The organism is Cytobacillus sp. EB106-05-05-XG126 (assembly GCF_058791715.1).
In genome coordinates this window covers 604,516-628,021 of the sequence record NZ_JBYTDU010000001.1, presented here as the reverse complement: position 1 = coordinate 628,021, position 23,506 = coordinate 604,516, and the positions used below count along the sequence as shown (strand labels likewise).

Here is a 23,506-nt window from a genome sequence, read left to right as displayed (position 1 = left end):
TCATCTCGGGCTTCTCTTTATTTGGCTATCTTTTCATGAGCACGTTCAATAATTACTTCATCTTCCCCACATCTGAATATATAACAACAAAACCCCCAATTGAAGGACTCCCATAAAAGGCTCTATTCCAACCATCATCTGTATTTATTTTACTATTATCTATATCATCGTTCTCCTTATTCATTAAATCCCTTCCACCTAGATAATTTCCTTTTTTAAACTAATATACAACCCTGTTATCAATTATCCTTTTTCAACTCCCTCAATAAAAGAAGTGAAAACGGCTGCCCCGTTTGTAGAGCATGAAACGTGAGACAGACCCCATATATAAATATCTAGTTTCAAAACCAGATTAATTTCTACCCGTTTATGCAAAAGCAACATTTTCTTTTGGATGAATATGGTAAACTGTTATTAAAGGAGGGTGGAAAGTTCTGCTAAATCTTCTATAACCCGGCGAAATATATGCAAAGACCAAGGTGTATCCCAATATCCAAAATACTCTTGTTAAAAGTCCGGTTATAACCTTCTTGTCCTTTATTACTAATAATTGTTTTTTCAGTGGAATTGATTTTTCCGCTTCTAATTTGGGAACTAATCTGTTTAATAAGAGCAAATTTTATAAGTGTTAATCCTGCAATAATGAGATAAATATAATGCCAGTCTATATACGCAGCAGTTAGAGTCCCAATAGGCACCCCAAATGCTAGGGATATAGTAAAACCTGTAGTAACTGTGGCCATCGCTTTACCTTTTTTGCCAGGACTTCAGGTTGCACATTAAGCTTTTTTAATGCTAATTCACTTGAATAAAAAAAAGCTGCCACAACGACAGCCCTGATCTTCAACTCTTGCACATTTTACGTGAAGTAATTTACTATTCATGCAGACCAAACACTCAGCATTTATTCAAGAAATATTGCCTCATCCCCAACACTTACCTCACCACATTGTTCAACCTTTGCCCAAACACCAAACATTGCAGCATGATTAGTTACCAAGGTTTTCAATATTCGAGCATCCTGTTTTAGTTCCTCTTGAGGATTGTTGACCATAATGCACCTTTGAAGTGGGGCAACAATTTTCAGAGTAACACTCTTTCCTATTTGAATTAGTCGATCCACCCATTCATCCTCAAGACAACCTGTTGCTTCTGTTTCGATTAACATGTTTGCTCGGAATCGACGAGGGTCTACTCTTTCTCCTAAATCCTTACTTAACCTTTTTAACGCTGAGGTTGTGATGATACTTATTGGCCCTTCATCGAAATGTGATATTAACTCTTCCTTTGCCAATGTTACTGGAAACCCTAACAACTCACTTAATGCTTTGTTTACCCCATCCTGATCACCTCGATATTCTGTTCCATCGGGCATAGTTAATAGAGGAGTGTTCCCCTCATATCTTGCTTTATAGTTAAATAAACTTTCCATCTGTTGAAAGCGTCGTGTAGTCTTACCACTGCCAAATTTTCCATTCTCATTTTTTATTGCCCATAAACGGTCTCCAAGTATGCCTCGGCTATCAACTAGGGCAGAAGATAAAGACTCCCCCAAAATTGATTTCACAGGAAACCTATTGATTTCTTTGACTCTTCCTATACGATCTTTCTTTTGATTCAAAGTTTATCCCCCCATATTTGACCAAACTGCACGTTAGTACGATTAACTCTCCTGCATTTTATTTTGTATCTCCTTAAACTATTCCTTGTCCTTCACCAACTAACCTGCCCCGCTTGTTCATTGAAAAATGCTGCATCAGCAATACCTAAAAGAGATTTCTTATATAACTCACGTCTCAGATGTACACTCAGGTACGAAAGACTCTGGTGGGTTCACTTTTTTCGAGTCCCATTAACCAAATACTACATCGAGTATTAAAAAACACTTCTCTTTCTTTTTTTCCTTTTCAAAACACGATAAAGGATTGTTCTGCCATATTAATTGAGTGCTTATCTAAGTTTACAACTTCTCCTATCCATTGAAACTTCAAATAATAGCCCCTTAAATTCCTTTGTTATCACGTAATTCCACGATCGTTCCTTCTAGTGCTTTTAACTTACATAAGTGACCATTTTCTATATAATTAATGATCTCGTCATTTTTCAAAACAAAATGGGTGTTCAATTCTTTTAATCGTTCAACCTCTTGCTGAAGGTTTTCTACCCATAAGCAAAAATGAACAAGTCCTTCACTATTCCTCCACAATCTGGCCCTTAACATAAAGAAAAAGCACAATTCTTGCTTTAGAATCGCGCCTTTAATGGAAGATCGTTTTCCTGCTGTACTGGCAGCCACACTCACACCTGAAGTTAAACCTGTAGTATTTCTGCAGCAAAAACATCCGTTTTTTTTCTGTCATCTCTTTTTCTAATAGAATTTACACGGCTGAATCTAAAAAGAGGTTGGCATAGGAAATAGAAGCCTTGCCTATCTTTTCTATTATTCTCCCTTATTGTAAATCCATTTTTCTTTTAATCGGTCAAATTCTCCATTGAGCTCCATCTCCTCCATCCATAGATTGACCCAGTTCTGGAATACCGTATCCCCGCGATGCAGAAGGTAGCCTTTCTGGCTCTTCGTGAACGTATTGTCCGTCAGAGCCGCATACAGCCTGGAATCCTGGCTTGCATAGTAGATGGCCTCAATGCTGTCGGTAATCATCACGTCTACTTTTCCCTCAGCAACCATGTTCGGAATATCCAGATTGTTTTCGATTACCACAACCTTCGCCTGTGTAATGTTGGCATCCACGAATTTTTGGTTGGTTCCCCCTGGGTTTACACCGATGGTGACATCTGGCTTGTCAATCGCTTCCAAGCTTGTATATTTCTCCTTATCTTCCTGCCGGATTAAAGGAGCCTTTCCGTCATTAATATAAGGATGCGTTAAGTGTGCTGTTTTTTGCCGATCGGTATTGCGGCTGATCCCGCCAACCGCTATATCAAACTTATTTTTATGGAGGTCCTCCATTAAGGTTGGCCAGGAAGTTTTAACAAAAGTGATCTTCACCCCAAGGTCTGCTGCCATTAATTTAGCCGCTTCGATATCATAGCCTTCATACTCTTTTGTTTTCGGATTAAAGTACGTAAATGGCTTATAGTCACCAGTTGTACCTACCCGAATCACACCTTTCTTTAAAATATAGTCGAGCCTTGAGCCAATGACGAATGTATTGGTATTTTTATGTACATCCCCTCCTGCAGCCTGGGCCACCTGATTCACTGATACATAAGGCTTTCCATTTACAGTAACCGTGCTTAACGTCTTTCCGTTTAACTCAAGCTGCTCGGTTTGGCTGTCGGCAAGCGACAGGCTTGTCCCTCCGGTAATCAATAATGCAAAAAGAGCGAACACGATGAGTACTTTTTTTGGCAAAATGTTTCCCTCCTATTCAATTGGTTATGTCTATTATCTTTAGGAAGGTACATAAAGTAAATTTATTTTCTGAATTTTCTCTAAAACAGTTCGTTTATACGAGGAAAATAGCCCCTATATTTCTTAAACACAAACCGTTGAAGTCATTGTTCCTTTCTTGTGGGTATCATGCTTATGCAAATTATAATATTAAACAGGATTGCTGGCTCTTAACATAAAAAAAGAGCACAATTCTTTTGCTGCAGAATTGCACTCCTTTTCTGGCATAATCATAAAAAGCTAACATTCAAAAAGAAAATATACATAATCTGTAGGTACGCCTCGTTCACCTTGCTGATGCAGCATCGCTGTCACATTTCCGCGATGGTAGGTTCCATGATTCACTACATGGTGAATGAGATCGGAAAGTATGAACTCACAGCGACCATATTTCGGGTGCTCTGTAATGATGATACGTTCTGGATCCTGATTATCTGCAAAAAAGTGGTAAAATTCATTTGAAAGCGAATCATAGAACACTTTAAGTTCATCTATAGACGCTCTTGATGCTTCTGTCTTTCGACGCTCAACTTCCCTAACAGTATCGTGGAAGCTGCTTCCTTTCATCGTCTCCAACCAAGTAATGTCTGTTGCATACAGGTGAATCAGCACCTCTGATATCGATGAAAAAACACTATTAACTGTCTCGTTATAAATCCTACCAGGCAGCTGCTTCAAGTGCTGGATCAATTTTTGGTTAGCCCAAACGTGGTAATCGTACATTTTCTTTGCGCGATTATTTTCCATTAGCTCACTCCACCCTCTTCTTTTTGATTTATATGAAATAGAACATGTTTATTTAAAGGACTATCTTTCTTAACTTTCGGATGATTGAATGTTTTAATAAAATTCATTCCGATTTTTATCATTACGTTTTTCGAAGGCTTATTAACATCGGCAGTAAAACTAAAAACATCTCTAAAACCCAATTCGTTAAATCCATATTGTAAACAGGCTGACGCCCCCTCAGATGCGTATCCTTTTCCCCAAGCCTCTTTTTTCAGTCGCCAGCCAATTTCTATACACGGTGTAAAATCAGCTTTAAATGTTGCTCTATGAAATCCTATAAATCCTATAAACTCTTTATTTTCCTTTACTTCCACGGCATATAATCCAAATCCGCATTCTTTAAATTCAGATACAATTGATTTATAGAACACATTTGTTTCTTCGGTTGATAAGGTTTTAGGAAAATACTTCATAACCTGTTCATCTGCATTTAGTCGACTAAATGGCTCTATGTCTTCTTCCTCCCAGTCGCGTAATTGCAATCTCGATGTTTCTAAATATATCATTATACTCCTCCGAAAGTTTAAACTCCGCATGTACTCCCATTGAAAGAAACTTTATAAATAAGAAAAATGATATCATTATCTATATCAAATATCTCTGTTCCTTTAAATTACTTCTTTGTGATGATAAATGGAAAATGAATCGTATGAAGGATATTATGATTTGAAGAAGACCCCAATATTATTGTTAGCCTAATATACGAAAAGGGACACGATCCTAAATAAACGCCCCCAATTATTGAAGATCACCTTCTTTTAATTGTTCTAGTTTATTAAATTGGTTGAATTATGCATTAAAAAACTTTTGTTCCAGTTCACACTTCTGACGCAAGTGATGGCGAAAATGCATACCGACAAGATCGAACCACTCTCTCGCGTTCAGCCAGCCAAAACCTTCATGTTTAATTTTGTAATTGAGATTTAAAGTATCTACTTTAGATTCCCATTGTCTCAGCCTCTGCTTTACCAGATCTAGCCTATTCGCAAGGTCTTCTTTACTATCTGAATTGCTTGGCGGGGTATTTAGTTCGTCCGGTAATTTAATTTTTATTGGCGGGAAATCTCCAATTCTATATAAATGCTCACCAAACTCCGTTTTCCCGAGCGTTTGCTCTTCCTTTGATGCCGCACATGTTTCCACATTATCCAGATACTCCATAGCAACAATTATCACATGGTCGTACATTTGTCCAATGGACCAAACCCCTTCAGCTGTTATATATCTTAGTTGCTCAAGTGAATAGTTTTGCAAATCGTGTTTGTATGTTTCAATTAGTTTTAAATTACTCATATAATCACTCCTTTACCACTGTGCTGCCATTAATGTTTTGAAAAAAAGCTTCATAAGCTTTTCGGGGATTCGCAAACCATTCTGCAACTTCATCTGCAATCTTTTGATTTTCTGCGCCCGCTAACAGGATTTGAACAACATGCTGAGGCAATGCCTGAGTCATGGCATTTGTCCATTCTGTTACTTCTTTTACAACAGTTTTTGTTCGATCCCAATATGTCTCACCAATTCGGATGTCCCAGATTGAATTTTTATATTGAATCAACGTTTCGTACAACTGTTCAGCACAAAAAGAAGAAAGATTACATCCCTGACCAGTAATTGGGTCATTAAGAAAAACACTATCTCCACAACCAATTACTATTTTATTTTTAAAGATTACGTAAGGTTTTCTAATTACAGGTTTAATGGCAACATTAAGGAAGGCTTTATCATCGGAAAGAGCAAAGATATCTTGCTGGATACGTTCGTGGATGTCTTGGAAATATTTTTGTGTAATATTTTTCATTTGATTTGTAAATTCTTTTACGTCCTTTATTTCTTTAAATACATCTAACTCTCCGCCTGGAACTGCCATAATGAACAATATGGTAACTGGCCCTTGTTCTGTCATTGCAGGAATTTCAAACATTTCACCTATCTCAGGCAGAACGGTTACGCTTATACCTGGAGGATCATTTGGCTTTACCCCCAAAAAATAACCAACGATACATTTTCGTTGAGGCACTTGGATAGGAGAAAGCTGCTTTTCAATAGGAAATGGAAAGAGAGGGCCCGATTTTCCAGAACAATCAATCGTTAAATCAAACTCATCTGCCAAACTTTCTATCTGATCTTTATTTACTCTTAAAAGTCGAAAAGAGACACCCTGGTTTTCAAGATCCTTCAAACAGTGTGAAAAGTAGAAACGCTGGTCAACGGATAATGCTGGTTCTTTCAGCTTGCCAACAAATAGTTTTTGATTACCGATCGTCATGTGAATACTTTTAAGAAGGGTTCTATCCTCCCATTTTGGCATTTTAAAGCGATTTTCTCGGGTTCTCGTCGAGCCAAAATGTACCTGGGTAGACATAATTCGTCCATTTCGGATCTTATCCGATGAATTTGAGTGAATAACAGTCACATCAAATTCTTCTTTCAGAGAAAAAGCCAGCTGTAAACCTGCTGTGCCGCTGCCTATAATACAAATTTTCTTCTTCAAGGTTATCTCCCCTTTGTTATCTGGTAGCCGCGAAGATATTATAATAACATTGGTAATTTTCTGCCTTTTTAGTCTAAAGAATACACATGGTGATGTAAATACGACGATTTATTTATTTTCCATATTATAATTGTCTAAGCAAGTCAAACGATCCCTTTTCCACAATCAGGTCCTATTCACAAGGAAAGAGCATATTACTTGCTCCTGATAGGCCCCAGATTGTGGAATAACTCATTAAAATAATGCTGACCTAAAAATTAAAAAAGAGCACTTCCTGATCAAGGAAAGTGCCTGTTTCTTTCATCAAATTAGAAAAGAGGAAAAGAAGAGCACCCGTCAAATTTGTGAGGAGGGCATTAGTCCTTATTCCATTTAAAAGTACACGACACTAATCCATTTCATAATAGCTCATCTCAGCAAGCATTTTCTTTTTAGCGAGAGCCCATGCCTTTTCGTTTTGCTCTGATTTGATATAATACCGAAAAAGCTTAACTTCAAAGTGCTGGATTAGATCCTCGTTTCCGGACTGAATGAAATATGGAAGCACCTTATTTTCAACATAGTCATAATAGGAATCTTCCTCCCCGTTCAGTAATAAAACATGCAGATGAAAAAATAAATAACTTTGGTCGTTTCGTTTTTGGGCTAGGTGCAAACCTTTTTTTGCATCGGATAATAGGTCTTCTTTCGATTTCAAGTTTCCCTTATAACAAATGTCTATGTATAAATCTAACATGGTTAGATATAAGAAATCTTCTTCTTTCAGTAAGGTCAACCCTTTATCAAAATACTCTTTCGCCTCTCGGAAATGTTTTCTTCTAAACAGCTCTTGTCCAAGATTAAAATAGAGTTTAGTTAATCTATCTGCAGATTGAATCTTTTTTGCAGATTGGATTAATTTATCATAATAGCTGCGGGTCTCTTTTAGGCTAAATTGCGATTTGGCGTTTAATTGAAGGATAATAAGCGACTCAGTATCGAGTATGCGTGTGAAATTTAATGTTTCTTGAAAATAGCGCAAAGCTTTTTGAGCATAATAGTAAGCTAAAGTGTTGTCATGAACTGCATGATAGGAAATAGCCAGGTGGTAGTAATATTCTTCGCTCGAATAACTGGAATCAATTTTCTTTAGGACTTCAATTGAATCCTTGTAGTTTCCGATACTAAAATAACAGATTCCCTGAACATGTTTATATAGATTGCTCTCATAAGGTGAAAGGCTGATGTCCAGTTTCTTGATCTTTTGCATCACTTTATGACATTTTTCATTTTCATAAAGAATGAGATAATGACGGGCTAGAAGCAGTGAGTAGTGTACTTGAAAATCGGGGAAATCCTTTAATAGATTAGCGTCAAGTTCTGCTTTTTTTACTTTCATGTTTTCGGTATCTAACATAACAATAGCATTTTTCCATTCTTCTAATGTTTCTTTAAACCTATTGAAACTCCTTACTTCGTCTTGAAAATTTATCTTCAATTTTTTAGAAAGAAGTGTAATAATTTCCCCAGAATATTCTGTTATGCCTCGCTCAATTTTACTTAAATGAGTGACAGAACAAACCCCTCTTGAAAGCTGATCCTGTGTGTATCCTTGTTTTTCTCTGTAGTATTTTAGAATTTTCCCTTCGATCATTTTTCTCCCTCCTACTGATAGTATAAATAACGAACATAAAGGATGGAATAGTTTATAAAATGATAGTGTAAAAGCTTATTGGCACGGGCATTATTGCTTGTGTAAATAAGCTCTTACACTGGATATTTTCACTTTTTAAAAAACAGAACGACTTTCCAGGATCTAGCTTAAAAGTTGTTATTGAAATAGATTGATAAACTATTAGCTGGTAATTCCAAGAAAAAAAGAGCTGCCAATAATACACTAAAAAAGCTAATCGAATAACGCGGATTAGCTTTTTTTACTGATAGGCATTTCCTTTTTGAAATATTTTCATCCTTTTATACAGGGACCTCTAAAGCAGGTAAGGCCTCTTCCAATTCCTCCCTCTTCGATTCCAGCCAGGAAGGCAGCATAAGCCTGCTGCCAAGTTCCTTTAGTGGTTCGTCAACCGTAAATCCTGGAGGGTCTGTCGCGATCTCGAACAAAATGCCTCCTTCTTCATGAAAGTAAAGTGCTTTGAAGTAATTGCGGTCGAGAATTTCGGTTGGATAATAGCCCTTCTCCTGAAGAAGGTTTCTCCACCTCATATGATCCTCTTCATCCTTTGCTCTCCAGGCAATATGATGAACTGTACCTGCCCCCATCAGCCCTCGTACAGAAGGGGTAAGTTTTATATCGATTGTATTTCCAAGTTCGGCTTCTGATTTAAATCTTAAGAATCCCTCTTCCTGACCTAGGCATTCAAGCCCTAATACATCTTCAAGTACTTCAGCCGTTTTATTTGGCTTTGCAGAAATCAGGGTTGCTCCCCCAAATCCTTTAATGGCAGCCTCTGGATGAACGTCTTTCAAAGCCCATGTATTCAAAGGCCCCTCAGACCGCTCTACCAGTTCGATTTCAAGGCCGTCCGGATCCTGGAATTGCAGGTAGTTTTCACCGTAGCGAACCGTTTGTATAAACTTAACGCCAAATTTACTCAGCCGTTTTTTCCAAAATTCAATTGAGTGTTCAGGGATCACATAACTGGTCACCCCGACCTGGCCGGTTCCAATCCGCCCTTTGAGCTGCTTCTCCCAAGGAAAGAAAGTTATAACCGTTCCAGGATCACCATTTTCATTTCCGAAATACAGATGATAAACTTCCGGCCGGTCAAAATTAATCGTTTTCTTTACAAGCCTTAGTCCCAGTACCCCTGCATAAAAGTCGATATTTCGCTGGGCATCGTTAACCATAGCCGTAATATGATGGATACCTGAAGTGATTTGCAAAATCATTCCCTCCACTTCTTTAAAAGTGACTTAATTTCTACTTGGGTCTTTCGATTGAAAACAGTTCGCCAATCTTTGCATAATTAATGTCAGCTAAACGGCTCACTGCAGCAAGCCCCCTTGGATCAACTCTTCCTTTTTCATAGATGTTTTCATCAATATGAAATTGAACAACTTTTCCAATGATAAGATCACAGCCAGGAGTATCCGTCCCTCCTAATGAAAGCGATTGTTCCAGGATACACTCCATACGGATTTTCGCTTCCATCACTCCAGGCACTGAAATTTTCGTACTTTCAGCTGAAGTTAATTGTGCTAATTCTATTTCACTTTTATCAGGAGGCAGAGCTGCTGCTGTCTTATTTATTTTTTCTACATTGTCCTCGTCGACAATATGAACAACAAATTCCTTTGTGCTGATAATATTTCTGGCCGTATCCTTCTGTGTTCCTTCAATTCTTTGAATCGCCAAGGAAATCATTGGGGGATTTGATGTTACGATATTGAAATAACTGAATGGCGCCCCATTCAATACACCTTTATTTGAGATCGTGGTTACAAAAGCAATGGGCCTTGGTATGATGCTTCCTATTAAAAGTTTGTAATTTTCTCTTTCACTATTGTCAGCTGGGTCAATTGAAAGCATAGCGGGCATCACCTCTATAAAATTTAATCCAATTCTCTTAGTGTAAACGGAAGCAGAACACTTTCTATCTTATCCCTTTGCGGCTCATATTGTTCAGGCAGCATTAATTTCCCGCCCATTGTTTCCTGGGATTCATCATGAGCAAACCCCGGAGGATCTGTAGCAATCTCAAATAAAATTTCCCCATGCTCCCTAAAATAGATCGCTTTAAAGTAGTTTCGATCCCGAACTGGTGTAACCCCATATCCATTTTCGGCAACATATTTTTGCCAATCTAATTGATCCTGATCGTCAATAGCCCTCCAGGCAATATGATGGACGGTTCCCACACCCATTCGCCCCCGTCCAATTGGAGTTAATTTAAGATCGATGATGTTTCCAATATCAGCAGAAGAACGATATCGGATAAAATCTCCTTCCTGACCAACCACTTCAAGTCCCATAATGTTTTCCAGCAGATCAGCCGTCTTCGCCGGCTGAGTTGATAAGAGAGTTGCTCCACCGAAGCCTTTTATAGCTGCTTCAGGGGTAACCTCCCCGTAAGTCCAGGAATTTACTTCTCCTTCTTCTCTTTCAACTATCTCCAAATGAAGTCCATGAGGATCATCAAATTCCAAATATTGCTCTCCGAACCGTTCCATTTTTGTATAAGGCACTTTAAATTTTTCAAGCCTTTCTTCCCAAAACTTCATGGCACCTAAAGGAACGACATACGAAGTGACTCCTACCTGGCCATCGCCAATAACCCCTTGACTGGCACCTGCCCAAGGAAAGAAAGTAATGATTGTTCCTGGCTTGCCGCCCTCATTTCCAAAGTAAAGGTGATAAGTGCCTGGATCATCAAAATTGACCGTTTGCTTGACTAAACGCAATCCTAAAACTCCAGCATAGAAATCTACATTCTCCTGAGGTTGGCCAACAATTGCAGTTATATGATGAATCCCCATTGTTTTTTTACCCATATCTTCAACACTCCTTTAAACTTTGATTAAATATATTCTGTGACTAGGCCATGCCCTGCTATCAATTCAGTTAATCAATTTATAGACAAGCTGGAATGGAACAAAAATTTCCGAAAGCTTTATTTGAGTATTTCTAATTCGGGATAGTTTAGAATAAAAAGAAATCCAATGCATATCGGCCAGGGCCAATTAATGCGATACCAATGGCAACAGAGAGTAACGTTAAGTTATATTCATATCCATTAGATGTTGCCCATAACCCATTTGGACCATGCACCTTAACGATAGCCATGATCATAGTTCCTGCAATCATTAGTGCTGCGAGAGGAGTTAAAAATCCTAATGCAAACAAGATTCCCCCTATAAGTTCTGCTAATCCAGCAAAAAGAGCCATCATTACTCCCGGCTTCATCCCAATGGAATCAAACCAGCCTCCGGTTCCTTTTAATCCATGACCCCCAAACCACCCAAACAATTTTTGAGCTCCGTGACCAATGAATAATATGCCAATTACCAGCCTAATAATTAATAATCCTAAGTCCATCATTTTTATTTCCTCCTAATTTTTATTATCTCGAATTCGAGATAATATTTTAAAATTTTTTTGCTTTTTCTTATCATTTCGAGAAATTGAACTAATGCCTCAGTTCCTCTGCATTTAATAATCTTACCTAAAATTAATGTTTTTTGTGGTTCCCTTTGTAACTGCTGCGCGCTTTCTGGATAATATAAGATTTACCATATTGGCTTAACTTTATGTCTTGCCTGGGCTCTCTTTAATTTTTCAGGAGTTACATCATCTCCTATAGGATCAACGATGGTTGTGTTTAATAGCAGCTCTTCCATTGAGCCGCGAAATTCTTGGATATATTGACAGCGCAAAATGATTATTTCTGCATTTTCAATTTGTGTTAAGCCTTCCTTCATTCTTTTTACTGCGAGTTCATTTATTCTTTTTAGAATCTCATGCATAAGACTTACTCCTTTCAAGTATAAATCGAAATATATCTCGAAATAAAATATCTTGAATTAAAGATAATTTATTTTACTAAAAATGTCAACACTATTCTCTTGATTATAAAGATGGAAATATATCATTTTTTTAATTTGATCTAATGCACTCTTCAATAAGTGCTGATTTTTATCCGTCCTCATTTAATGCACATTTTAAGCGCACACTATGAACTTCCATGGTTCCCCGCCTTCCTGATTTGCGCACTATTCCTTCTGCATTAAATTCATTTAAAAGTGCTGTCACTGTTTCACGGATACTGCCCATCATCGATGCTAATTCTTGATGAGTTATGTAAATATCAAGTGCAACCCATTCTTCCGCACTGCTGCTTGGCAATTTATCCCCAAACTTCTCTGTAAGTTTATTTAAGAGGAATAAAAGCCGTTTCCTTGTACTGCTATATGCCATATACTCCAGTAACTCTTCGACTTCCTTAAGGCGGCTGGAGATTATTTCAAGAAGCTTTAAAGAAATACTTGGATTTTCACGTATTATTTTTTCAAACTGCACTCTATCAATTCTGCAAATAACAGAATCCTCCCATGCCTCAGCATATAAATTTTCAGAACCTGTTGTAAAAGTACCAATTTCTCCAAACACATGCCCCGTTTCTAAAATATCAACTGTAAGCTCTTTCCCGCTCTCAGTTATTCTATACAAACGAACCTTACCCGATTTGATTAAATACAATAACTTTTGATCCATATGTGGAGAACTAATAACGGTACCTTTCTCCACAACTTTCATAGGTGTGACCGGTTCATATTTCTTTAATTTCTCCAATTCCAGATCCTCAAAAATCTGTATTCTCGATAAATACTTCATTTTTTCCAAATAGCCCTCCCCCAATTCTGCCGAATGTAGTCCAGACTACATACTCACTAACCTAACAAGCCTAGAATGTATATATAGCAGCTACGTCTATTATACAAAAGGAGGAAACTTTGTGGATGTAGTAACTATGATCATTCAAATAATTTTAATTTTTATTTTCGCCATATCCATTTCGATGAAATTAGCACGTACCAAGTCAATGGTTAAGCACTGGGGAGAATATCGCTACCCCCTATGGTTCATGCAATTAATTGCTTTCCTGGAAATATTGAGCGTAGGCGGATTGATCATCGGATTTTGGCTTCCTAAATTTATCTTGCTTTCAGGATCCCTCATTACTATTCTTATGCTAGGTGCCCTGCACGCTCACTTCTTAAGAGCCAGACATAGACCGATTATGGGATTAAATGCCTTAACAATGCTGATTTTAGCTATTGTAATCACCTTTTTTCAATTCAGTAAGTAGTCAAGAATAGCTCAAGTTAATATTGTCCGGCATTCAGTTTGAAGACTCGTGAACTTAGCCATATCGTTACTATTCCGGAAAGTCTGCTATCCCAAAGAGAACACCTAAATTAATGATCCATTCTTAAAATATTCCAAACACCCTGCCCCCATCTAAATTCAAGACGGGGGTCATAATTCTTTAATAGGAAGTTATGGGAATGATCTTAATGTACCTGTATAATCCTCCAAGCTGAAGCATATAACTTCCGCCAGAAAGCTAACTGTGTCTTGGACTACTTTTTAGTGGCGGTTATATTTTTGCGGTTCAACTCAAGCTTTAGCTGCAATATCTGAACACTGTAATTATCATTTGAAAGGTGCTGTGAAACCAGGTATATATGATGTTTTTTACGCTGAATTACAGAAAGAAGGATCTTTGTATATTGATTCCAGCAATGATCTTACTCACTAATTTTCGACATTCAGAGGGGAGGATACAGTTTCCTTTGTGCACTAACCAGCCTATCATTATAATCCAAATGCAGCTGGGCGTTGGCACAGTTCCAATATTTTATATCATTTGTGTAAGTGCCAGGCATATATCTCCACTATATTTCCACTTACCGCCACACTTTTTTATGGCCTTCCATTCATAAGTTTTCCAACACCGGTAATATTAAGAGTAATGCAGAAAATAATGGTGATTTACTTATGACTAAACAGGATTAAGGATGAAGTCCAGCATGAGGTATGGGAAAAACCCTTTTTTATTCCAATAAATTTTTAATATAGTCAAAAAACAAATATACGCTTTGGTCTTACTTTAATAGACATCCTATCCCCTTTAGCAAAAAAGAACACAAGATAAAAAGTTGATGAATAACGCCGGAGTGAGAACGCAGTTTTACCACAGCCAGATACCAAATTATGAAACGGAGGTGAACCAGATAAAGGAACAGCCAATACCAGACAGATTGAAGATATCCCCATTTTTAGTGTTTTATTTAATTATGTCTATGCAAATTGGCATTGGGGTTCTTGGCTATCAGAGAGACATCGCAAAGGATGCTGGCTATGATGCCTGGATTTCCATCCTGTTTGCCGGGGGATGCATACATGTCATCCTTTGGATGATCTATAAAATTGCCGAAACGGTTGATGGAGATTTTGTGACAGCCCATAAGTACCTTCTAGGCAATTTGATCGGCAAAGCTATCAGTTCCATTTTTATAGGTTACTTTTTTTTGTATGTCTTAGCTATCGCACGAACATTTATCGAAATCATTCAAGTGTGGATGTTTCCGGATCTTAGCACTTTCTGGTTCTCCTTTGGTTTCATGATACTTTGTACTTATATCATTTTTGGAGGGTTAAGAACCGTAGTCGGTATAGCCTTTTTTGGTCTTGTATTGCCGGCTTATCTCCTTCTCACATTTGGCTGGGCCATTAAATTCTCAAATTTTTATAATCTCCTCCCAATTTGGGATCATTCCGTTAAGGAACTTCTCATCAGTTCCTACAATATGTCGCTTACCTTCATCGGTTTTGAGATTATTTTGTTCGTTTATCCTTTTATAAAAGAACCAAAGAAATCCAAAAAGTGGGCCCACCTTGCAGTTTTTACCACTACCCTGATCTATACGATTTTAGCAGTCATTACCTTTGCATATTATTCGGAAGATCAGCTTGCTAAACAGGTTTGGCCCACTTTAACCATGTGGAAAATTGTTGAGATGCCATTTGTGGAACGTTTCGAATATATTGGAATTGCAAACTGGAACTTAATTATGCTTCCGAATGTGTGTATTGCCATTTGGATTTCTTCAAGACTTATCAAGAGAATCTTTAACATTAGACAAAAAGTCGGTGTGTTTTTTGTGGTCGGTCCTTTATTAATATTGATTAACTTTATTAATTCGCGCGAAAGGATTAGTCTGTTTAATGAATATTTTGGGAAAGCAGGGTTTGTCTTTACATTCATTTATATCCCCTTGTTCTTTATCGCCGTCATGATTGCCAAGAGGGTAAAAAAGAAGGGTAAAAAGAAATGATAAGGCTTCTCTTAATGGGGAGGGTTCTGCTGCTTGCCGGATGTATTTTCTTTGGCTTTAACCGGCAAGCATAATAAATTGCTGAATATATTTGTATTCGCTTAAGTACTTTACTTCTGCAAATATATTTGGTTTTTTCGGAATAACAAGAGGATCCAGAGTCCATTCCCCTGAAATCAGGGCACGTGCCACATTCTTTAATTTCTCATTATTCATTCCTAGTTAATTCATTTTTGTATAAGGGCCAAATGCCTCGAGCTGCTGTATCCCATTCAAAACTTGTCAATGCTGTTAAGTCAAGCTCTAAGGGTAAAGATATTCTTAACTTCATACTTGCGCGTCAGGAAATCTATCCGAAACAAGATTCAAAATGATGTTATGCTCAAGAAGTGCTTTTAAACCACACAGAACAATCGTAAAACCGCCAGTTGAATCTTTCACTTGATTTATTATTTCATCTGGACTTCCTTTAAAACCTGCGTTAATGACGGTGACAAAAGTTCCTTCTGTCCGGGGTGTGAAAATCCACTCTACCGTAGTTTCATCGTCAAATTTGATAAGAATTCGATTGTTTTGTTCCAATTCTATTACGTCAAGTTCAGCAGAAACTCCATACATCTCCCAATCCCAGCGGAGTCGTTTTCCTTTTTCTAATCTTCCACTGCTTTTGGTGAACCAGATTTTAGTAGTAATCGAAGGATCGATAAAAGCATCGAATACCTCCTTAACAGGTTTTCTGATAAGCATTTCCACTTTTGAAATAGATACTTCTTTCAGGTTCGTCATTATGTATACTCCTTTCCAATTGTTCAATTATTAAAAGTTTACCCATTCAATAAACGAGTCATAAAAAACGGCTTTGATTTTTTCTCAAAGCCGTTTTTTCTCCTATATCGTATGTACTAACCTTGATGTCCTTCAGTATAAATTTGAAAGGTTACATCGAATTTATCTTTAATGACCCCGTATGCAGGACTAAAACTTGTTTCTGATAGCGGCATTTCAACTTTCCCCCCATCCTGTAAGGCATTAAAAACTTGCCGGGCTTTATCTGCATGGTCAAAGGTAATACAAATAGTCACAAGGTTTCCCTCTTGAGCTGGCTGCCCTGGGAATGTATCTGAAAACATAATAGCTGACTCACCAACCTTTATCGTCCCGTGTGCAACAAGGTCTTTTGCATCCTCTGGTAAAGGAAAATCCGGGCTGGCAGGCATTTCACCAAAAGTAATCACTCCTAAATTTTCGGCATGAAATACCTTTTCGTAAAATCCAATTGCTTCTCTTGCATTTCCGTTCAACTGTAAATAAGGAATAAATTGCATGATTTCAGCTCCTCTAATTTTGTTGGATATACTCCAAATACTATTATAACCAACAAGCTCGTTAATAACATTAAAAATTCTGATAATTTTAATTATTCAGTGCCGTATATTCACAAGTGCTGTTTCAAATAGGCCGAACAAAAAATTTACTAAGCGAAGCTGAATTAATCTACACGCTTTACTTCTTCTAGTTCAGCCAAAATCTTTATTATTTTTTGTGTTACAATGAATATAAAATTTTTTTCTGAACAAAACAAAGATTTAGACACTAAGCGTCTTAATACTTTAATCTCAGACAACTGTGTAAATTGAGGCCACCACAAAAAAGCGGTTTGTGACCATGATAACAATAGTAAGAATAATTGATGATCAGCTTTTTCTTCTATTGTAATTGAAGGAGCGTGGGCGGAAAACATGTACACTGTTCTTACATATTTTGTTTCCCTTGTTGTCATTGTGATATCTGTATTTACTACACTTTTTATCAAAAATGAACTGGAGCGAATGTTCCGGAAAAAAATAAAATGATCCCTTTTCATCTATCTAATGTGCTTCTCACCTTAATGGTTTCTTTTGCAGCACATGCTGTATTTACGATTTATATCATTGGAGATGAAATCAACTGGTTACTGCAATTGACAATCCTCTTTTTCATTATTTTACCAATTTATATATTAGGGCACTTGGCATTCGAAAAATATAAACTAGTGTATAAAAAATACACACCCGCTGAGTGCGGGAAGATTTTAGTACTTAATGAAAAGTACTTAAAGAAGAAAAAGTGGCCTTCAAAGTTCAAAAATTATAATGACTTTTCTAAGGAAAAATAAGTTACAGATACAAAAAAATAGGTTAAGCCAACTTAAGGAACTTTTTTGGTATTTATTTATGCAGGGATTGGAGCATTTAAAATGAAGAATGAGCATTATTGGGTTTCAAAGCTTGGATTAACTCCTCATCCAGAAGGAGGATATTATAAAAGAACGTTTCAATCAGAGGAATGTACTTCTGATCAAGAATTGTCTGTGAAATTTGCGGGAACACGCAAGCTCTATACAAGCATTTATTTCTTATTAACGTCCAACGATGTGTCCCACTTTCATCGATTGAAATCGGATGAATTATGGTATTTTCACGCTGGAAGTCCATTAACCATACATATCATCAATGAAAATGGTGAATATGGAGAAATTAAATTAGGAATAAACCTTGATAACGGAGAAGTACCTCAAGCTTTAGTACCGAAAAATTCAATCTTTGGTTCATCTGTTATGGAGGCAGATACATTCTCACTGGTAGGCTGCATGGTTTCTCCAGGCTTTGATTTTCAGGATTTTGAACTGTTCACACAAGCAGACCTTTTATCCAAATACCCTGAATATAAGGAAATTATTTTAAAATTAGCATATGAAAGGATTCCTGAATAGAGTTTTACTGATGCTTGTCTTAATCAGCCATGCATCCCATCCTTATTAAGACAAGCAAACCATTCTCGAAAACCACCCTATTTACATAAAAAAGAGAGGTAACTCCCTTATTTTTAGTGTTCAAATTCAGATCTATTTAGTCCTCCTTGTTCAAATCATTTCTAAGGACATTCAAATCCTTCATTGCTTCTTGGTTTATAGGAATTTAAAATTTGCTTCTCTTCAAACTTTTGAATGGCAAATGGCTCTTTTGACCGAGCCATTTTTCAAGAATTTCCTCATAATACTTCCATTTCTCTATTGCCCAATCATAAAATTTCGCTTGATCATATATCTCAATAGAGGCTATGGCTTTCGACTATAGCCTTTTACATAAAATAAAAGCAGAAGCATTCCTTATTTATGAAATGCGACGCTTGTTGATTACTTACCGTCATTAATATTGGAGACAGCACTAGAGAATTCCTCAAAACTCATTCCTCCTAAGGCAAACTTCGTACTTTCAACAAAAATACGTTCATTTTTCGTTAGTTCACGTTTTGCTGCCTTTTCAATCCATCCATCTTCTATATCTAAAGTTTCTAAAACATGCTTTTGTTTTGAAAAAGCATCATAGTATCTTAACCCAAACTTTCTTTGGGAAACAGCATCAGTATGTATGCCATCTGGATTTGCCGTTAAGCCTTTTGATGTTACGAAAAAGCAATTCTTTTCGGAATGAGCCACTTTAGATAATATCTCATTTATTTGTTTATATTCTGAAGCACTTTTCCCAAATCCCGCCTGTCCAAGATAATGCCCCAGCTCACCTATTATGATCGGGATATCCGGTGCATTCAATTCTTCTCTCAAGTGTTCGAATAAGGAAAGCAGTTTGGCTTCGTATGTTTTATATCGTTCTCCGTAACTGTCGCTTTCTCCCTGATGCCATAGGATCCCCGCTAATTCACTTGTTTCCATTGCAAATTTTGCTTCAGAAATCGCATGCCTGGTTAAAACTCCATCTATTGCCCAATCATCAATAGAGCTTCCTCCCTCGGCACATGGAATGAGCCCAATCCCCTCGCCTGAATGGTCCTCTGTCCAAGCCTGAGCAAAAGAGGCTGCCGGTCCAATACCAGATACGTGGCGATCAAAATGAATTGGCTCCGCCATCATCTGCCATCTGCCGTTTCGCAGCATATTTATGTGCTCATTATAAATTGGAGACACATCGTCCATAAATCCTCTGCCAGCCATGTTGGATTGTCCGATTAACAGTATAGATTTCATAGAGTATCCTTCCTTCTGTCGAGTTTTAATTCAATTTAATGGCCTGATAATAAATAGACAAGCCAATGTGCATCACACTCATACGCCTTTTGGGCCTTCCGTAATACATCTGCCGTATCTTTACCGTATCATTCATCCATAGAAGTGGTACGGGTATAAAGTATACTTCCCCTTCTTTTCTCACCTTACCATGCAGAATAACTGAATTTGTCCGAATTATATAGCATATTCTCCGAACCAAGAGAGCACTTACTAAAGAAAAAGGACGCTTCCTTACTCAGGAAAAGCGCCTGCTTACTGAATGAGTATGAAGGATCTTAAAAGTCTCTAATGAAATGTTAGTTGCTGAATAGGCGGACTAAAAAACCATCTTCTTCAACATGAGGCATAAAATAGGTGATTCCATAACTTGAAGCTACAGCCATAATGACTGTCCAAAGGAATAAACTGGTCAACATCCAGCCGGTTACCCTCTTTCTTGTAGAACCAAAGCTCATTCCCATAAACGCAGATATATGAGATCCAACGAAAAAAGGGCCAATAATCGCTAAGCCAGGTAAGCCATACTTATCAAAAAGTGTCCGTGCCCGTTTGCCTTTTTTCGACTCTTCCATGCCTTCAGCTTCAGCTTGCGTCGCCGCAACTTCTTCCACATGCATAATATCTTGCATACGTTTTTTTTGTTTTCGCTTTCTCATCCATTTCTTCACTTGATCTACAAAAACAATTAACAGAACCACTGTCAGAGCATTCCCCAAAAAAGCAAGTATCGCTGTCAGAACTGGAGATAGACCTCCGATGATAGCCAATGGAATCACAGCAACAAGTTCAAATAACGGAATTGCCGCCAGAAGAAATACAAATATATACGATAAAAACATATCCTACATCCTCCCCTTTATTCATAAAGTTTTTTAACTTCCGACCAAAAAATGAAATACTGCCCAATGCCAAGTACAGTCAAAGCGATGACAGGGAGCAACTCGACTTTTCTAAACAGTGCAACCGCTACAATAGATGCCGGAATCGCAAAATAATAATAAATATACACTTTTCGACAAGCACGATACGTAATATATTGATGCCCTTCATCTTCTTCTTTCAGCTCATAAGGGATGAAGGTAAGAATACGAATCTTTTGGTCTGGAAATTTACGGTTAAAATAAACCATTGTTCCGAAATAGATGATGACAAAAATAGCATATGCAACAAAAATAATAGTCGTCATGTTATTCCGCTGCTCCAAAACGATGCTCATCGAATAAATGACCGCAAGCCCAATCAGAAACACACTCATTGTAAAAGGTGAACGCAAAAAACGTTCCATAATCACTCATCCTCCCCCTCTATCCAAAACAGTTCCTCTAAATCAACACGTAATGCTTTAGCAATTTTCAATGCTAACAGTACAGACGGAGCATAGTCACCTTTTTCAATCATGCCAATGGTTTGGCGGGTAGCTCCAACCAATTTACCTAAATCAGATTGAGTATAATTATGCCTCGCTCTTAATTCCTTCACTTTATTTCTCAGCATATTTAACATCCCCTATTACCATTTCCTGCCTCTTTATTGTAAAGAATGCTTAACATTTGGTCAAGGATATTTTCCATTTTGTTAAGATTACATACCACTTAACTTAGTTGAGATAATGATAGCTATCCAAAAGGACTTATCTATGAAAAGAAAAAGAACCTCCAAATTTGCATTGGAAGCCCTCTTGCCCATGATTGTGATTAAAGTTTCTGTGGAATATAAGGTTTTAATTCGATGATCTCGCCTCCTTACAGCTGATGGTAAATGTTTTCATCAAATATTTATTGAGGCTTATCAAGATATATAGGCAGTTATTCAACAATATGGCCAGTTTGTTGGATAATAGTCATGATGAACGTTAATTATGATATTAAAAAAGTGCCTAACCCCTATATACATGGGATTAGACACTTTTAAAACGGGTTTATAAAAGCGTTAATGAGCATGATACGATTGTTTGTCCTTCTCGTTCTGAATCATGACTCGTCATCGATTGATCAATCATCTTCAAATAATTTTTCTCCCCGGTGGAGGCGCATGGCAATTTGTGCTGTATGCGGCATTTCTCTCGCAGTTGGGGCATGGCCTGCCAGATAACGTGTTACTGCAAGGATCAATGTTTCCTGTGCATACCTGGCAAGCTCTGAATCCTCTTTTTCCCAATGATCGTGTTCGACCATTGCTGCTTCATACATTTGAAAGGAGTGAAACTCTGCATCCTCCCTTAGTAAAGCGTGCCCGAGCGTATTGAAGAGTTCGCTTTTATCACCGCCGCGTGCCAGGTAATTCACTACCCATCTTGCTGATTCCGCAACCTGCTGCTGCTGATTCATCATCTCCAACAATTCTGAAGGACTTTGCGGTTCAGTTTCCACATCCTTTGGTTCCGGCCTTCTGGCGGAGGGTGTATTGAGAAAACGATCAAGATACACACTCATTGCTCCATGGAAAACAGCCCGGGTCAATTCAGGCGTAGCAGAGCGGCGTAACGATTCGTGTACAGCATGTGCGTGAGTAAAAGTATGAAGTACAGTGATCCAATCCCTGAAATCATTTTGTACATGGAAGCGGGAAATCCGATCAGCAGCCGCTAAAGTTACGAGCTGGGCTAACCGGGAAGGAGTGACGCCGTTTTTAAGTGCAGCAATCATCATATTTACCGTTTTAATAGGGTTATCTGATAAAATTTGTTCAACCAAGGCTGGTTCATCTATACCAGCGTCCCCTCGTGATGTGTCATCAGCAAGTATATCAGGTAATTCTCGGAATGCCTCCTTTAAGGGTTTGACCAGGTTCACAGGTGATTGCCAGCTATGGGATTCTTCACTGCGGGATACATCGCCGATACCAGGCAGCAAGGATGATAATACATAGGGCCGGTGCTCAATACCAATCTGATTTAAAATTTCAAATGCTTTATTATGAAAATCAAGAGTATGACCTGTGTTTACATAGAAATGATCTGTCACCGCTGTCATCATCATGTCAGCAAGCTGCTCGTCCGAGAATCCCGATTGTATCGCGGTCAATAGCACCCGTTCAGCTCCCTGTGAATCACGCACCTCCACACAATGACGATACCATTCTGATAATTGCTCGAATGATTGGGTATTCTTTTCATTTAATACAGGGAGGGATCCAAGCAAAAAGCGTGTTCCCATGCCGGAACTTTCCCGTGCAACATGAACCAGGCCTTGAAACAGCGCTAAAACCTGCCCAGTTTTATCTAATTTGGGCAATACATTGGTCATGGCTGTTAAAATCGTTAATCCCGATCCCCATCCGCTCCTCCGATGTGTTGTTCCGAATTCGACGCCGATTTTTGCTATCTCTGTCGATGGAAAACCAGCTTCCATTAATCCAACAACTGATTTGGCGATGACAAGACTAATATTTTGCTCAAGGCCGTCACGTAATCGCTGCCTTAATTTTTCGATTGTCACCTTATTAAACGGAACTGGATAAACCCAAACCTCATCTTCCTTAATCTCGACAGGGTATGTAGGGACATCATCCGCCCATGGATCCAAGGTTCCTCCGCTTTTTATATCAAAGCGGGCATGATGCCAGTGACACGTCAAAATCCCATCACATAGGCTTCCAGTATGAAGGGGAAAGCCCATATGCGGACAACGGTTATCCACCGCATAGACTTGTTTTTCGTACACAAATACGGCAATTGCTTGATTTCCACCTTTAATGACCTTTGCACCTTCATCTTCAAGCGTCTTTAATGAACCGGCATAAATCAATTCTGACAATGGTATCACTCTCCCTAAAGAATTCATAGAAGACTTACAATAATTGTTATCTATTATTTTATATTATTGATGGAATACAGGAATCCTTCATAGGTGTGGACTTTTTTCATCCAAAAGTCTGAGAATCTACCTAAAAACAAATGTTAACT

General features: G+C 37.9%; 26 protein-coding genes and 1 pseudogene. 3 read left to right on the top strand and 24 right to left on the bottom strand.

All coding sequences use genetic code 11. The annotated features are described in order from the left end of the window. Positions 1-52 precede the first annotated feature (52 nt). The 16 genes and pseudogenes from AC3WTL_RS03125 to AC3WTL_RS03050 form a co-directional block, all read right to left on the bottom strand. Positions 53-184: a hypothetical protein gene (locus AC3WTL_RS03125; protein WP_492368993.1), complete on the bottom strand. Its 132-nt coding sequence runs from the start codon at positions 182-184 to the stop codon at positions 53-55. Between the two features lie 270 nt (positions 185-454). Then, positions 455-767, bottom strand: a pseudogene (locus AC3WTL_RS03120) (MFS transporter); the annotation flags it as partial. A 137-nt stretch (positions 768-904) separates the two neighbouring features. Continuing rightward, a complete protein-coding gene (locus AC3WTL_RS03115; RefSeq protein ID WP_492368992.1) occupies positions 905-1,621 on the bottom strand; it encodes an MOSC domain-containing protein in 717 nt (238 codons plus the stop codon). Positions 1,622-2,002: 381 nt separating this feature from the next. Further along, positions 2,003-2,296, bottom strand: a complete 294-nt coding sequence (locus AC3WTL_RS03110) for a VOC family protein (RefSeq protein ID WP_252218376.1) — start codon at positions 2,294-2,296, stop codon at positions 2,003-2,005. Positions 2,297-2,440: 144 nt separating this feature from the next. Continuing rightward, a complete protein-coding gene (locus AC3WTL_RS03105; RefSeq protein WP_492368991.1) occupies positions 2,441-3,376 on the bottom strand; it encodes a transporter substrate-binding domain-containing protein in 936 nt (311 codons plus the stop codon). A gap of 279 nt (positions 3,377-3,655) precedes the next feature. Further along, entirely contained in the window at positions 3,656-4,162 is a 507-nt protein-coding gene (locus tag AC3WTL_RS03100) for a DinB family protein (protein WP_222500909.1), read from the bottom strand. Next, positions 4,162-4,710, bottom strand: a complete 549-nt coding sequence (locus AC3WTL_RS03095) for a GNAT family N-acetyltransferase (protein ID WP_252218380.1) — start codon at positions 4,708-4,710, stop codon at positions 4,162-4,164. The genes AC3WTL_RS03100 and AC3WTL_RS03095 overlap by 1 nt, the downstream gene beginning before the upstream one ends. 283 nt (positions 4,711-4,993) lie before the next feature. Next, positions 4,994-5,497, bottom strand: a complete 504-nt coding sequence (locus AC3WTL_RS03090; RefSeq protein ID WP_492368990.1) for a DinB family protein — start codon at positions 5,495-5,497, stop codon at positions 4,994-4,996. A gap of 4 nt (positions 5,498-5,501) precedes the next feature. Beyond that, positions 5,502-6,698: a styrene monooxygenase/indole monooxygenase family protein gene (locus AC3WTL_RS03085; RefSeq protein WP_492368989.1), complete on the bottom strand. Its 1,197-nt coding sequence runs from the start codon at positions 6,696-6,698 to the stop codon at positions 5,502-5,504. Positions 6,699-7,086: 388 nt separating this feature from the next. Beyond that, positions 7,087-8,331 (bottom strand): helix-turn-helix domain-containing protein, encoded by a 1,245-nt coding sequence (locus AC3WTL_RS03080; RefSeq protein ID WP_248347710.1) that lies wholly within the window; start codon positions 8,329-8,331, stop codon positions 7,087-7,089. A gap of 320 nt (positions 8,332-8,651) precedes the next feature. Next, a complete protein-coding gene (locus AC3WTL_RS03075) occupies positions 8,652-9,587 on the bottom strand; it encodes a ring-cleaving dioxygenase (RefSeq protein ID WP_492368988.1) in 936 nt (311 codons plus the stop codon). A gap of 31 nt (positions 9,588-9,618) precedes the next feature. Then, on the bottom strand, positions 9,619-10,227 hold the full coding sequence (locus tag AC3WTL_RS03070; RefSeq protein ID WP_492368987.1) for a flavin reductase family protein: 609 nt from the start codon (positions 10,225-10,227) through the stop codon (positions 9,619-9,621). Between the two features lie 23 nt (positions 10,228-10,250). Then, entirely contained in the window at positions 10,251-11,189 is a 939-nt protein-coding gene (locus tag AC3WTL_RS03065) for a ring-cleaving dioxygenase (RefSeq protein ID WP_492368986.1), read from the bottom strand. Between the two features lie 148 nt (positions 11,190-11,337). Continuing rightward, positions 11,338-11,736, bottom strand: a complete 399-nt coding sequence (locus AC3WTL_RS03060) for a DoxX family protein (RefSeq protein ID WP_492368985.1) — start codon at positions 11,734-11,736, stop codon at positions 11,338-11,340. Between the two features lie 188 nt (positions 11,737-11,924). Then, complete coding sequence (locus AC3WTL_RS03055; RefSeq protein WP_492368984.1) at positions 11,925-12,161, bottom strand: DUF896 domain-containing protein; 237 nt, start codon at positions 12,159-12,161, stop codon at positions 11,925-11,927. 169 nt (positions 12,162-12,330) lie between these two features. Further along, positions 12,331-13,038, bottom strand: a complete 708-nt coding sequence (locus AC3WTL_RS03050) for a Crp/Fnr family transcriptional regulator (protein ID WP_492368983.1) — start codon at positions 13,036-13,038, stop codon at positions 12,331-12,333. A 112-nt stretch (positions 13,039-13,150) separates the two neighbouring features. Between AC3WTL_RS03050 and AC3WTL_RS03045 the strand changes: the two genes are divergently transcribed. Together AC3WTL_RS03045 and AC3WTL_RS03040 are read left to right on the top strand one after the other, a co-directional pair. After that, on the top strand, positions 13,151-13,504 hold the full coding sequence (locus AC3WTL_RS03045) for a DoxX family protein (protein WP_492368982.1): 354 nt from the start codon (positions 13,151-13,153) through the stop codon (positions 13,502-13,504). 928 nt (positions 13,505-14,432) lie between these two features. After that, positions 14,433-15,536, top strand: a complete 1,104-nt coding sequence (locus AC3WTL_RS03040; protein WP_048008689.1) for a GerAB/ArcD/ProY family transporter — start codon at positions 14,433-14,435, stop codon at positions 15,534-15,536. Between the two features lie 57 nt (positions 15,537-15,593). Here the strand turns inward: AC3WTL_RS03040 and AC3WTL_RS03035 are convergent, their stop codons facing one another. From AC3WTL_RS03035 to AC3WTL_RS03025, 3 genes are all read right to left on the bottom strand, one after another. Beyond that, positions 15,594-15,752, bottom strand: a complete 159-nt coding sequence (locus AC3WTL_RS03035; RefSeq protein WP_394578597.1) for a hypothetical protein — start codon at positions 15,750-15,752, stop codon at positions 15,594-15,596. 111 nt (positions 15,753-15,863) lie between these two features. Beyond that, positions 15,864-16,322, bottom strand: a complete 459-nt coding sequence (locus AC3WTL_RS03030) for an SRPBCC family protein (protein ID WP_394578598.1) — start codon at positions 16,320-16,322, stop codon at positions 15,864-15,866. Positions 16,323-16,438: 116 nt separating this feature from the next. Next, positions 16,439-16,861, bottom strand: coding sequence for a VOC family protein (locus AC3WTL_RS03025; protein WP_048008610.1), 423 nt, complete (start codon positions 16,859-16,861; stop codon positions 16,439-16,441). 911 nt (positions 16,862-17,772) lie between these two features. Here AC3WTL_RS03025 and AC3WTL_RS03020 point away from each other — a divergent pair. Next, on the top strand, positions 17,773-18,288 hold the full coding sequence (locus tag AC3WTL_RS03020) for a cupin domain-containing protein (protein WP_492368981.1): 516 nt from the start codon (positions 17,773-17,775) through the stop codon (positions 18,286-18,288). A gap of 423 nt (positions 18,289-18,711) precedes the next feature. On the opposite strand, the gene AC3WTL_RS03015 is transcribed toward AC3WTL_RS03020, so the two are convergent. From AC3WTL_RS03015 to AC3WTL_RS02995, 5 genes are all read right to left on the bottom strand, one after another. Continuing rightward, on the bottom strand, positions 18,712-19,560 hold the full coding sequence (locus tag AC3WTL_RS03015) for a sialate O-acetylesterase (protein ID WP_492368980.1): 849 nt from the start codon (positions 19,558-19,560) through the stop codon (positions 18,712-18,714). Between the two features lie 338 nt (positions 19,561-19,898). Then, positions 19,899-20,441, bottom strand: a complete 543-nt coding sequence (locus tag AC3WTL_RS03010) for a small multi-drug export protein (protein ID WP_250800571.1) — start codon at positions 20,439-20,441, stop codon at positions 19,899-19,901. A gap of 17 nt (positions 20,442-20,458) precedes the next feature. Beyond that, positions 20,459-20,893 (bottom strand): hypothetical protein, encoded by a 435-nt coding sequence (locus AC3WTL_RS03005; protein ID WP_492368979.1) that lies wholly within the window; start codon positions 20,891-20,893, stop codon positions 20,459-20,461. Next, a complete protein-coding gene (locus AC3WTL_RS03000; protein ID WP_035329703.1) occupies positions 20,890-21,096 on the bottom strand; it encodes a helix-turn-helix transcriptional regulator in 207 nt (68 codons plus the stop codon). The genes AC3WTL_RS03005 and AC3WTL_RS03000 overlap by 4 nt, the downstream gene beginning before the upstream one ends. Positions 21,097-21,593: 497 nt before the next feature. After that, the gene (locus AC3WTL_RS02995) at positions 21,594-23,357 is read right to left on the bottom strand and encodes a Rieske (2Fe-2S) protein (RefSeq protein ID WP_492368978.1); all 1,764 of its coding nucleotides are present in this window, start codon (positions 23,355-23,357) and stop codon (positions 21,594-21,596) included. Positions 23,358-23,506: the final 149 nt, after the last annotated feature.